This window comes from Aequitasia blattaphilus (assembly GCF_024721305.1).
GTDB lineage: Bacteria > Bacillota > Clostridia > Lachnospirales > Lachnospiraceae > Aequitasia > Aequitasia blattaphila.
Window position 1 is genome coordinate 1 of the sequence record NZ_JAMXOD010000003.1, and the last position, 13338, is coordinate 13338.

A 13338-nucleotide genomic window follows, 5' to 3' on the forward strand; every position below is an offset into this window, starting at 1 on the left:
AAAGCAGGAGGGGAACCACTCGCATAGCAAGTGGTTTATTTTATCGCCGATACAACAAAAAAAACAAGAGGTTTTTTTATTCCTCTTGTTTTCTGTCTACGATATGTTATAAAGCACTTTTTCTAAGCTTCTTTGTAATGCATTTGCTTCCTTCTTTGTAAGTCCTAAGGTTAGCCTTTTGTCAATCTCTTTTCGACCTTCCTCTACCCTCTTTCGAATGTCATAGGCCTTTTCTGTCAAATATATATTCCGGCACCTTTTATCCTGCTCACTCTGTACACTTAGTATGTAGCCTTTCTCGTCCAATCGTTTCAAAAGTCCTGTGACAGTAGGATTTTGAAGACTTAAAGCCTCCTCTACATCCTTTTGCCTGATTGATTCCTTCTGTGTACAAAACAGGTAATCCAATACAGCACACTGAGATGCTGTAATCCCTATGCTTTTCAGCTGCATATTAAATTCTTTTTCATATATGTTGTTAATTCTTTTTATTGTAGCTCCTAATGTTAAATCACTCATCTTTGACTTCTCATCCATCTGATTTCCCGAATCACAAATACAATTGACAATACTGCTGCTGAAAAATCAGCAATTGGGCCTGCATACATAACTCCATCAATTCCCATAATCAGCGGGAAAATAATAATCAACGGCAGTAAAAACAGTACCTGTCTCGTAAGAGATACTGTGGCACCAAGCTTTGCTTTCCCCATGGAGGTGAAGAACCCTGCACTCATTGGCTGTATTGCGTTAATAAAGGTAAAAAACATAAAGATTCTTAAATATCTTTCCGCAAAACGGTAATAGATCTCACTTCCGTCTCCGAAAAGATTGATAACTGTTCTGGGGGAAAGCTGAAACAACAGGAAAAACGCCACACCCACCGCCACACAAATCGTAGCCGCTCTTTTATAGGTCTCTTCTACTCGTTTATAGTTCTTTGCTCCATAGTTAAATCCCCATATTGGCTGACATCCCTGACTCACTCCAATACAGACTGCCATAAAGACCATATTTACTTTTGAAATGATTCCAACTACTGCCAAAGGTATTTCTGCTCCGTAATCCGATTTTGCTCCGTAGTGACGAAGTGTGTTGTTCATAATAATCTGCACAAATGCCATGGCAATTTGATTAATGAAAGATGCCATTCCTAATTCCCATATTTCTTTGGCAATATCTTTTTGAATCCGGAACATCTTCTTTTTAAATTGTATATTGGATTTCTTAGTGAAATAGAAAAACACCAGTACACCTGAAGCAACCTGACCGATTACTGTAGCCCATGCTGCCCCCTTAATCCCCCATCCAAAACCAAAAATAAAAAGAGGATCTAAGATTGTGTTTGTGATAGCTCCTGCTAATGTACAAGCCATTGACAATGTGGGACTTCCATCTGCACGCATTAAGTGACTCGCTCCTGTGGTCACCACTAAAAACGGTATTCCAAAGGCTGTTATTCCAGTATAATCAATTGCATATGGCAAGACCTTTTCCGTTACACCAAATAAATCCAGCAATGGATTGAGAAATAGCAGTACAATTAAAGCAATGATCAGGCCTCCAAGAATAAGCAGCATAAGTGCATTTCCCATAAATTGATGCGACTTCTCTTCGTCTCCTGCTCCTGCCGCCAGATTAAAGTTCGAGGCCCCTCCTACTCCAAACAAAAGGGCTGTGGCAACGCAAAAGGTTGTAATGGGAAACGCTACGTTCGTTGCCGCATTTCCTAATATTCCCACTCCTTGTCCAATAAAAATCTGATCCACAATATTATAAAGAGATCCTACTAACATACTGATAATGGCTGGGATTGCAAATTTTGCCATTAATTTCCCTATTTTTTCTGTCTCTAATCGATTCCCCAACTTAATTCCTCTTTTCCACTGTTGTGCACTCTTTTTTGTATAAAAAAAGAGCCCCTCCAATGTGAGAATCTCTCTTTTTAAGCGACAGACGGGGTTCGAACCCGCGACCCCGACCTTGGCAAGGTCGTACTCTACCAGCTGAGCCACTGTCGCACATGTTCTTACGAACATTTAATATAATACTATAGGGCTCGCTATAAGTCAATCCTTTTTTAAGTATTTTATGCATTTTTTTATTTTTCCGAATAAGCTGCTGTTCATCTGCTCATTAAGATCTCTGTTTTTTTCCATTAAACCTTCAATTGTATGCTTATAGTTACGGAAAATATCCTCAATTTCTAAAACATTGATTTTTTCACAATAATAAGTAATAAAGATTTCACAGTCCTCTTTTACAGCTTCATCTAATTCCAGAATATATTGTGCATCATTTGTTAAAAACACATCCATATCTCTTCGGTTTGGTATGTGATTCACTCCAATAACCCTTACATTCATCGGTGCATCGACACGCTCAATAACACATTTACACATTTCTTCGCTGGGATCAAAACGAATTTGCTTCGTTCCTGCTAGAACTTCAAGCTTCTTTTTGATTTTATAATTGTATCTGATATCCCATTTCTTCGACTTTTCTTCTTCAAATCCATTGTCGAATTCAAAATACACTTTAGAGGTACACACTTCATGTACACTGAACACAACTGGAACCAAGGAGCTGTAGAAATTTATATTTTTCTTCTCAAATAGATTATAGAATTCTGCCGGCTTATTATCTTCATTCATTTCACCTATAAGTGAAAGAGCCTGATCAAAAAGAACGTCGAAATTATAGCGCCTTCTCGCCCGCTCATTTAACCATGGCAGTCTTTCAACAGCGGAAAGGTAATGGTTGCATATATCCTCTCTTAGCTCCCGGACATCTTTCTTAGCAAATCCCCGTCCAGAAAATACATGCTTTTCGGCATGTTCAAAATTGTCTTCCGTTAAATATCCAGGTCCCCCAAAATGGTCATAGACGTATACTGGAATTCCGATTGCCATACAGTATTGGACTGTTTTTCCAATTGTAATAATCAAATCATATTCCTTTAGCAGTGAAGCATCCACCAGCTTCGGAGTAAACTCCTCACCAATAAAATCCATTTCCACCAACTCCAACTGCATCTTCAATTCCTTGAGCTCTTTCGGTACATGGTTTGAAATCACAGCAATCCTTTGAAGCTTATCTATAGATTTATCTGCTTCGTATCCAGCAAAGTATTCCGGCGTGGCATAATTCGGAAAAACCATAATCGGGACAGAAGAATCCACATCCTCTCGAATCTGTTCTCGAATTTCTTCGCTGACACACACAACTAAATCGGCCTTGTTCGCAAAACTGGGCAAATGCTCTAATGGATGAGTGGGACCCAGTTTCGAAATAATCATTTTGTTATATGTGATGTTATACTTCGTACACAAATAGTCAAACACAGGAAAATGCTGAAGAAACAAGATGTCAAAATGTGTAACTGGCAGCTCTTCCTCCAAAACATTGATTACCTGGAATTTTTTTGTCTCCTTCAACAAGGGATAAGTTTTTGAACTTACCCCAATAATCACGTCATAACCCTTTTCCTGAAAGCCCTTTGCAATGCTTAGTGTATGTAATTCTGAACCACTGTACCTTTGGAGATACATATTCGTAATCAGTACTGTCCCGCTTTTTTTCATATTATTCCTCGTTTTTGTCTATCTTCGTAATTTCAAGGCAAAGCTCCTGAAGCTGCTTTTCATCTACGACACTTGGAGCTTCTAACATTAAATCCGAAGCATCTTTCATCTTTGGAAATGCAATGACATCTCTTATGCTATCTTCTTTGGCCATAAGCATAACCAAACGATCCAGCCCATAAGCCAATCCTGCATGAGGCGGTACTCCATATTGGAAAGCCTCTAGCAAGAAGCCAAATTGATTCATTGCCTCTTCTTTTGTAAAACCTAAGAGTTCAAACATTTTTTCCTGTATGTTGTTTTGGAAAATCCGGACGCTTCCGCCTCCAATTTCATTTCCATTTAATACAATATCATAGGCTTTCGCTCGTACACGTCCTGGATCTGTATCAAGAAACTCCAAATCTTCCTCCATTGGCATAGTAAAAGGATGATGCATCGCAACAAAACGTCCTTGCTCTTCACTGTATTCCAAAAGCGGAAATTCCGTAACCCACAAAAACTTATATTCATTCTTATCGAGTAATTCCATTTGTCTGGCAAGCTCTAATCTAAGATTTCCAAGAACATCCCATACTACCTTATTTTTATCTGCTGCAAAAAGAAGCAGGTCTCCATTTTCACCCTTCATTGCCTCAACCAATGCTTTCATGGTATCCTCCGTCAGGAATTTCGCAAAGGAGGAGCGAATATTTCCATCTTCACCAATTGCAATATAGGCAAGTCCTTTGGCACCAAAATCTTTTGCATAATCTACCAATTTATCGATTTGCTTTCTTCCAAGGCTGCCTTTGGTTTTTGCATTAATACCTCGTACACTTCCTCCATCCTTCAGGGCATTCTGGAACACTACAAATTCCGTATCCTTCACAATCTCAGATACATCCTGCAGTTCCATTCCGAATCTTGTATCTGGTTTATCTGAACCATATCGATTCATAGCTTCTAACCAGGTCATACGCTGAATTGGTAACTCCACGTCTATTTCTAAAACCTCTTTGAATAAGAAGGATAGCAGACGTTCATTCACTTCCAAAACATCCTCTACATCCACAAAGGATAATTCCATATCTATTTGAGTAAACTCCGGCTGCCTGTCTGCTCTTAAATCTTCATCCCGAAAACATTTTGCTATTTGAAAATAGCGGTCATAGCCGGAACACATTAAGAGCTGCTTCAATAGCTGTGGTGACTGTGGCAAAGCATAGAACTCTCCTGGATGCACACGACTGGGTACCAAATAATCTCTTGCTCCCTCTGGTGAACTATTTACCAAAACAGGAGTTTCAATTTCCAGAAAGCCTTCATCTGCTAAAAATTGTCTCGTCAAAGTCGCTACCTTGCTTCTCATAATAAGATTCTTCTGAAGGTCTGGTCTGCGTAAATCCAGATATCTATATTTTAACCGCAAATCTTCCTTTGTCTTAATATTCTCTTCAATTGGAAATGGCGGCGTCTGAGATTTCGATAAAATACGCAGCTCGCAAGGTGCCACCTCAATGGCTCCTGTTTTAATGTTTACATTGGCATCCCCATCTCTTCCTTTTACCCTTCCCCGTATTGCAACAACATCTTCCTGACGGAGTGAAGCAGCCTTTTCAAGAAGTTCACCTTCCATGCAATCTTCCTGGAATACCACCTGTATAATTCCACTTCGATCTCTTACATCCACAAAAATAAGACCACCTTTGTTTCTGTTTTTCTGTACCCATCCCATGATGGTTACTTCTGTGCCTACTTGCTCTAATGATATTTCCCCGCATCTATGTGTTCTTTTTAGACCCTTCATTGATTCTGTCATCCTAATTCTCCTTATAACAATCTATAATTTTTTCGTAACCTTCCTCAGCAAGCTGTTCCTTTTGGAAACGCTTATTTTTCTTCATATACACAATCAGAACTTGCTTTCCAGCCTCACGATCTGCTTTGCCTCGATTTAGAACAGTGATAATCTCTTGGTCTGAAAGTCCTTTTTCTAAAAGATATGCAACCTTTTCCTTCTTTGTAGGTATTTCATATCCCGACTCTAACAGAATCATTACGATTCTTTCAAACCCAATAGAAAATCCACACGCAGGAGTATCTTGTCCTGTGAACTTTCCAATCATTTTATCATATCTGCCGCCACCTGCTACTGAGCCACCAAAGCCTTCAATTGCAATTTCGAAGATTGTTCCTGTATAGTAAGATTGTCCCCGTACCATCGTTGGATCAAATGCCACACTAAACTCTGCTTCTTTTGCTCTTTCCACACTGTCGATAATCATCTCTAAATTATCTGCTGTTTTTTCATCTAAAAAACCGGCAAGCTTTGTTTTCAAGAATCGAATTCCTGTGATATCTCTCGTAACTTCTTTAAACAAAGACAGGTAGGTATCCGATTCTTTTGTAGAATACCCCAGATCGCAAAGCTCCTCTGCCACCTTTTCCTCACCGATTTTATCCAGCTTATCCAAAATGATACACACATCATCAAAGTCTTCATCCTTGAAGCCACTATAAACCGCCATAGCCTTTAAAATATTGCGGTCATTAATATTAACCGTAAAATTTGAAAATCCAATTTTACCAAGCATTGTTGTCGTTGCTAAAATCAGCTCAATTTCAGAAAGAATACTTCCCTCTCCCAAAATATCAATGTCACACTGGGTAAATTGACGGAACCTTCCCTTCTGAGGGCGGTCTGCTCTCCATACGCTTCCAATCTGTGTAGCCTTAAAAGGAGAAGGAAGTTCATTCATATGGTTTGCATAATATCTGGCTAGAGGAAGGGTTAAATCATAGCGCAATCCACCGTCTACTAAATCACTTTCTTCCTTTGCCACATCCAGCTTAAGCTTCTCCCCTCTTTTCAGAATCTTAAAAATAAGCTTTTCATTATCTCCGCCTTGCTTACTGGTAAGGTTTTCAATGTGCTCCACACAAGGTGTCTCCATTGAAATAAATCCATATGACTTATAAGTTTCCTTAATCAATGAGATTAAATAATCTCGTATCTCCATTTCCTTTGGCATGATGTCTTTCATCCCTGTTACCGGCTTTTTCTTTAATGCCATTGTATATCTCCCTTCCCCTTCACGATTTGCTCTATTCTGGTAATATATTCTCGTATATTTTTCACATTTCCTATCCGAATTAGATTGTCCTTTTCTTTTTCTAAAACAATCTTTGAGGTTGCTCCTGCCCCACAGGCCAATATGGTTTGTTTCTCTTCCATAATTAGTATATTGTATAATCCTTCTTTGTCAACCTTTGCATATCCGGTATTTTCAAAATTGCCGGCTATGTTTTTCTGTCGATAGAGATAATAGGGCCGCAGCCCCATTACGGAAGCATACTCTCTTCCTAATTCTAACATTTTCTCCACAGTCTTCCCATCTATTTCTTGTTTTGTCAGTTGCGCCACCCGCTTAATGGCCAAAGAGTGGATTGTCAGGCTCTCTGGACCGAGGGTCTTGATTTTCTCAAGAGTATCCCGGGCCTCTTCCACTCCTTCTCCTGGAAGTCCCATGATTAAATCCATATTTATGTTATCAAATCCTACTTCCCTTGCCAAATAAAATGTTTCGTTAACGGATTCGATTGAATGGTTTCGACCAATTATATCCAAAGTTTTTTGCTGCATAGACTGAGGGTTTATCGAAATACGACTCACCTTAAATCTCTTTAAAACTTCCAGCTTTGCCTTGGTAATACTGTCTGGTCTCCCTGCCTCTACTGTATATTCTAATAAATCTTCAAAGGAAAAAGTATCCTCAATACAACGACACAGCTTCTCTAGCTGTTCTGCCGTTAAAGAAGTAGGGGTGCCTCCTCCTATGTATATCGTATTTAGCTTCCGTTCTTTAACAACCTCTTTCAAGGAACGGATTTCCATACAAAGAGCATCCACGTAATCCTCGATATATGCTTCATACTCCTTCACCGATCCCGAACTAAAGGAACAATAGGTGCAGACACTTGGACAAAATGGAATTCCCACATAGAGACTCCACCCTCTTTGCAAGTCAAGAGGTTTCATTATCTGTCTTTCACGTTTTGCTATCTCATAAATGAGCTCTGCCTTCTGTTTGCTTACAAGCCTTTCTTCTCCAATATGGGTAATAAAATCAGACTTTTCCATTCCTTCTTCCACTTTTTTCATAGCAAGCTTGCTGGGACGCACTCCTTGAAGCACTCCCCAATCCAAAACCCTTTTCGTTTTATCCGACAAAAATTGATAGAGTTCTTGGTCTAAGTCCTTCTTAACTTCTGTATCTGATAAAAAGGAGGCTCCTTCTTCAAAGAAAACTCCAACAAAAGTAGAGGCTTTTTCTTCCACCCTTGTTTGCAGTTCTTCGGATGGATAAAAAGCCTTTACTAAATGGTATACATTATAGAGCATCTTTTCTTTCTGTACGATTATTTCGATCATATTCTTTACCTTAAAAAGTGATTATACTTTTTTTCGTGTCCAATTGTGGTTGCTCCCATATGCCCTGGATACACCACGGTTTCTTCTGGAAGAGTCAGCAGCTTCTTTTTTATTGAAGGAAAAATCTCCGGGCTCCCTCCTGCCAAATCTGTTCTTCCTATGGACTCCAGGAAAAGGGTATCTCCCGTAAATAGTATGCCTTCGTTTTCCTCATAAAAGCAACAGCTGCCCGGTGTATGCCCTGGCGTATGAAGTATTTGAAAGCACAGTCCAATCACTTCAAAATCTTCCTCTTCATTTAAGCTGATTGCTTCATGGTAAGTATATCCACTATTGACAAATGGCATGGAACCATTTTGATTAGCATCCTTTAAAAAATCTTGTTCTGCCTCATAGACATACACATCAGCGGGATAGATTTCGCGAATCTTATCAATGCCCATAATATGGTCAAAATGTCCATGAGTCAGCAGTATTGCCTTTACTGTGCTAATGTCTTGTTTTAAGTAATCCAACAAACTCTTTGAGGTTCCGCCGGGATCAATGACTACCCCTTCTTTTGTCTCCTCATTACAAATCACATAACAGTTGGCACCCACTAATCCAACTGAAAAACTTTCTATTTTCATTCTAACCAGTTGTCCTTTCTATATCAATAACGCCCTCTAACTGACGCAGCTTATTGATGATTCTGCCAAGCTCATCTCTTCCATGTACAATAAATCCCACTTCAATGGTTGCCGTTCCCTTGTTACTGGTACGTACATTCATAGACTTTACATCAATAGTTTCTTCTATAAATTCCTTTGAAATTTCCATAAGAAGCCCTTGCTTGTCTCTGGCATACATTTTGATTTCCGCCAGATAGTTACCGCTTTCTTTTTCTGTTACATCACTTTCCCACTCCGCATCAATGAGTCTGGCTCTTTCTGTATCGGATAAGTGAAGCATATTTACACAATCTGTACGATGTATAGAAAGTCCTCTTCCTCTTGTTACAAAGCCAACAATCTCGTCCCCTGGTACCGGGCTGCAGCATCTTGAAAAGCGTACTGCCATGTCATCAATGCCCTTTACAACAATACCGCTTTTAGATTTTGCGATATGTATGCGGTTCTTCGATGCTTCTGCCACCTTTTCAAGAACAGCTTCATTGGTAACAATCTGTTTATGATCTTTGTTGTACTCCTCTACTAACCGGTTTGCCACCTGACCTTCTTTTAAGCCTCCATGGCCAATCGCCGCCAGAACAGAATTCCAATCTCTGAAACCATACTTTTGTTGGATGCTTTGTTGGTATTTTGTCTGAACCAAGTCTGCAGCCGTTAAGCTTTTTGTTTTGAAGTAAGCTGAAAGCATTTCTTTTCCTTTGGATATATTGCTTTCTTTGTTCTGCTTTTTAAACCATTGATTAATCTTATTCTTCGCTTGAGTGCTTTTAACGATATTTAACCAATCCCGGCTGGGACCTTTAGAATTTTGAGAAGTCAACACTTCAATTCGATCACCATTTTGTATCTGATAATCAATATTTACGAGTCTTCCATTTACTCTTGCCCCTACCATCTTGTTTCCAACAGCACTATGAATTGCATAAGCAAAGTCAACTGGCGTGGAACCAGTCGGCAGGTTAATGACATCTCCTTGAGGTGTAAAGCAGTAGACATCCTCTGCAAAAAGATCCAAATCTCCTTTTAGCAGGCTCAAAAATTCCTGGTTATCTGCCATATCTTGCTGCCACTCTAAAATCTGTCTAAGCCAGGTCAGTTTCTCCTCTTCCTGGTTTTTAACGCTCTTTTTGCCATCTCCGGATTCCTTATATTTCCAATGTGCTGCAATACCATATTCCGCTGTTTTATGCATCTCCTTCGTACGAATCTGTATTTCAAAGGGTTGTCCTACCGAACTCATAAGTGTGGTATGCAAAGACTGATACATATTTGCCTTGGGCATTGCAATGTAATCTTTAAACCGGCCGGGTATTGGAGTATATTGTTCGTGAATGACTCCTAATGCTGCATAACAATCTTTTACTGAATCCACAATAATCCGAATGGCAAACAAATCATAAATCTGATCCATTGATTTATCTTGGTTTACCATTTTTTTATAGATACTAAAAAAGTGCTTTACACGCCCATTGACCTCTGCCTTAATCCCCGATTTCTCCATTTCCGTGGAAACATCTGCCACAATCTGCTGAACGAATTCTTCTCGTTCCATTTTGCGGTCATTTAATTGTTTCACCAAATCAAAAAAGACTTCCGGATTGGAATATTTCAAAGAAAGATCATCTAGCTCTGTCTTAATCTTTGATATACCAAGTCTTTGGGCAATTGGAGCATAGATATCCAGAGTTTCTCTTGCTTTCTCCTTTTGCTTCTCAGGAGTCATAAACTCCAAGGTTCGCATATTATGAAGGCGGTCAGCCAGCTTTATGATAATGACACGAATATCCTTTGCCATGGCAAGGAACATTTTCCGCAGGTTTTCTGCTTGCTCATCCAGCTTATCTCTGGAGTAGCTTAACCGTCCAAGCTTTGTAACACCATCTACGAGAAGAGCAACCTCTTCTCCAAACTCTTCCATCACCTGTTGTATCGTAATGGTTGTATCTTCAACTACATCATGAAGAATACCTGCCGCTATGGTTTCCTTATCCATTTCAAGATCAGCCAGAATAATTGCTACCCATAAAGGATGTACAATGTATGGTTCGCCGGATTTACGTACTTGAGGCCCATGAGCCTTTTGTGCCAGATTATAAGCCCTTTGTATCATCGTTATATCTGCAGAAGGATGATATTTTTGGATACGTTCCACTAACAAATCAAAAAGCTTCTGTGGTTCTTCATAATCAACTGGTGCTTTTACGGCATGCCCATCTACAATCTCCAAGCCTAATGCATTATCATTGGTCAAAAATTCCGGTGCCACTTTCCCATCAATTGATTCATACGTTGTTTTGTTTGACATATACACTCCCCCTTTCTGCTTTTTCACGATGACTATTTACCTTCGTAGGCGATAATCGATTCCACATCATAGCCTACTAATTTATCTCTTCCCTTTAGACCCTTAAGTTCCATTAAAAATACTGTCTTCACGACAGTGGCTCCCAGACTTTCAACTAAGTTTATAATTGCCTGATTTGTACCTCCCGTTGCCATTAAATCATCTATAATAACCACTCTTTGTCCTGGCTTTATTGCATCTTTATGTATTTCCAAAACTCCAGTACCATATTCCAATTCATATTCTACGGATACCGTTTCTCTTGGAAGCTTACCTTCCTTACGCACTGGGATAAAAGGTTTGTGCATATTATAAGCAATCGGAACACCAAAAATAAAGCCTCTGGATTCCGGTCCTACAACCAAATCAAAGTCAATCCCTTCTAACTTCTCTTGCATTAAATCAACTGCCAAATGTAAGCCATCGGCATCCTGTAATATACTTGTCACATCCCGAAAGACAATTCCCGGTTCTGGAAAATCGGGAATGCTCAATACATAATCTTCTATTTTCATTTTCTAAACTCCAACTCTTTTCTCATTTTTTAGATAAAAGAAGTATATCATTGTTTCCTGGGTTTTTCAAACAATTCTATAGTTTGTAATCACTATTTGAAGAGTTTTATATCCATTATATTCATTCACTTGAGGGTAGTAGGTAATATTCATCTTATTTCCTTTACTTTTTTCTTGCAATTCCTCAACATTCTGGAAGGAAATAAAGTCTATTTTATCTCCTTTTCCATCTTTTATAATGCCTTTTAAAACGTTCTGGTTCTTTCCAATAATATCCCCTTTTATTATCTCCACGCCCCGCAAAGCAAATACTGGTTTTTCGTTTCCTTTCCCAAAAGGCTCTAAAAGGGAAAGCTCGTAGATAAATCTTTCACTTACAGCCGAAAAAGGAAGTTCCATATCGATTCGTATCACCTTTTTAAAATCATCTGGAGACAGTCTTGCATTACGATTGATACGAGCTGTGAATTCCTCAAGGTTTTCTTTTGGCAGACTGAGGCCTGCCGCCATCTTATGTCCACCATATTTTGTCAGTAAATCCTTGCACTCGTTAATTCCTTCATACATATCATAGGCCTCTATCGATCTGCCCGAACCCTTCAAGCCATCCTTCCCATCGGTCAGGACAATAACCGGGTGGTGATATGCTTCCTTAATCCGCCCAGCCACAATTCCTGCAATACTTTCATGACAGTCCTTTAAATACAATACCAAAACTTTAGCCTCTGGACTCTCTCCCAGACTTTCTACCCCTTTTTTTACCCCTTGTTCGGTCATCTCTTTTCGGCTGTCATTTAAAGCCTTTAGTTCTTCCGCCAGGAGCTTTCCTTCTCTTTCATCCGTAATCTCCAACAGCTCTAAAGCTTTCTTTGCAGTACTCAGCCTTCCACTGGCATTCATCACCGGTCCTAAAACAAATCCAATATGATAAGTTCCAATGGATTCTTTTGTAAGATTTGTTGCTTCAATCAATGCATTAAGACCTATGTTCTTCGTTTTCCGGATACGGGCCAATCCTTCCTTCACCAGAATGCGATTTTCCCCCACTAAGTCCATCACATCTCCCACTGTTGCAATGGCCGCATTTTCAAGTAAATCATCCATTTCATCCACGTCTTTTCCTCTTATTTCACAAAGAGCCTCTATCAATTTATAGGCGATTCCTGCTCCGCATAAATCTTTAAATGGATAATTACAATCCTCCTGCTTTGGATTCACAATCCCATCTGCTGCTGGTAAGATATAAGTCCTTTCACCGTCTTCCATTTCATAAGGTACTTCGTGATGATCTGTTACAATAATCGTCATTCCAAGATTTTTCCCGTAATCAATAGCTTCCTTGGCTGCAATCCCATTGTCGCAGGTAATCACCGTATCAACTCCATCATGATAAGCTCTCTCGATTAGCTCTTCATTAATTCCATAGCCATCTTTCATACGGTCGGGAATATCGCTATCCACATTTCCACCTAATCGTCGAATTCCGGTGAGTAAGATGTACGTAGCATTAATTCCATCAATATCATAATCCCCAATGACCCGGATTTTCTTCCCCTGATCAATTTTTTCCGTCAAAATATCCAGTGCTTTGTCGATATCCTTTAAGAACATCGGATCATTTAAATCTGAAATACTTCCCTCCAGATACATCTGAATGTCGGACATTTCTATGATATTCTTATTTCGTATTAAAGAAGCAATTCTTGGACTGATATGAAATCGGTTTGCGATTTTTTCAAAGTCCCCGCCCTTTCTTTTTATAATCCACTCTTCCACTTTGTATCTCCTATCTGTTAAGAACAGAATGGGC

Annotated in this window: 10 protein-coding genes and 1 tRNA gene; all 11 read right to left on the reverse strand. The window is 39.3% G+C overall.

The genetic code is table 11. The annotated features are described in order from the left end of the window. Window positions 1-96 precede the first annotated feature (96 nt). The 11 genes from NHH15_RS02660 to recJ all read right to left on the reverse strand — a co-directional run bounded on the left by NHH15_RS02660 (window position 97) and on the right by recJ (window position 13304). Window positions 97-519: a MarR family winged helix-turn-helix transcriptional regulator gene (locus NHH15_RS02660; RefSeq protein ID WP_262065101.1), complete on the reverse strand. Its 423-nt coding sequence runs from the start codon at window positions 517-519 to the stop codon at window positions 97-99. Further along, window positions 516-1868, reverse strand: a complete 1353-nt coding sequence (locus tag NHH15_RS02665; protein WP_262065102.1) for an MATE family efflux transporter — start codon at window positions 1866-1868, stop codon at window positions 516-518. The genes NHH15_RS02660 and NHH15_RS02665 overlap by 4 nt, the downstream gene beginning before the upstream one ends. A gap of 80 nt (window positions 1869-1948) precedes the next feature. Then, window positions 1949-2021, reverse strand: a tRNA-Gly gene (locus tag NHH15_RS02670). Window positions 2022-2069: 48 nt separating this feature from the next. Further along, a complete protein-coding gene (locus NHH15_RS02675; protein WP_262065103.1) occupies window positions 2070-3584 on the reverse strand; it encodes a glycosyltransferase family protein in 1515 nt (504 codons plus the stop codon). Between the two features lies 1 nt (window position 3585). Next, the gene (aspS, locus tag NHH15_RS02680; protein WP_262065104.1) at window positions 3586-5385 is read right to left on the reverse strand and encodes an aspartate--tRNA ligase; all 1800 of its coding nucleotides are present in this window, start codon (window positions 5383-5385) and stop codon (window positions 3586-3588) included. Window position 5386: 1 nt separating this feature from the next. Continuing rightward, window positions 5387-6640 (reverse strand): histidine--tRNA ligase, encoded by a 1254-nt coding sequence (gene hisS / locus NHH15_RS02685; RefSeq protein ID WP_262065105.1) that lies wholly within the window; start codon window positions 6638-6640, stop codon window positions 5387-5389. Then, window positions 6631-7998, reverse strand: a complete 1368-nt coding sequence (gene hemZ, locus NHH15_RS02690; protein ID WP_262065106.1) for a coproporphyrinogen dehydrogenase HemZ — start codon at window positions 7996-7998, stop codon at window positions 6631-6633. Before hemZ ends, hisS begins: the two co-directional genes overlap by 10 nt. 5 nt (window positions 7999-8003) lie before the next feature. After that, window positions 8004-8627 (reverse strand): MBL fold metallo-hydrolase, encoded by a 624-nt coding sequence (locus tag NHH15_RS02695; RefSeq protein WP_262065107.1) that lies wholly within the window; start codon window positions 8625-8627, stop codon window positions 8004-8006. Between the two features lies 1 nt (window position 8628). Further along, window positions 8629-10974: a RelA/SpoT family protein gene (locus NHH15_RS02700; protein WP_262065108.1), complete on the reverse strand. Its 2346-nt coding sequence runs from the start codon at window positions 10972-10974 to the stop codon at window positions 8629-8631. Between the two features lie 32 nt (window positions 10975-11006). Beyond that, the gene (locus NHH15_RS02705; RefSeq protein WP_262065109.1) at window positions 11007-11528 is read right to left on the reverse strand and encodes an adenine phosphoribosyltransferase; all 522 of its coding nucleotides are present in this window, start codon (window positions 11526-11528) and stop codon (window positions 11007-11009) included. Between the two features lie 66 nt (window positions 11529-11594). Then, window positions 11595-13304, reverse strand: coding sequence for a single-stranded-DNA-specific exonuclease RecJ (gene recJ, locus NHH15_RS02710; RefSeq protein WP_262065110.1), 1710 nt, complete (start codon window positions 13302-13304; stop codon window positions 11595-11597). Window positions 13305-13338 lie beyond the last annotated feature (34 nt).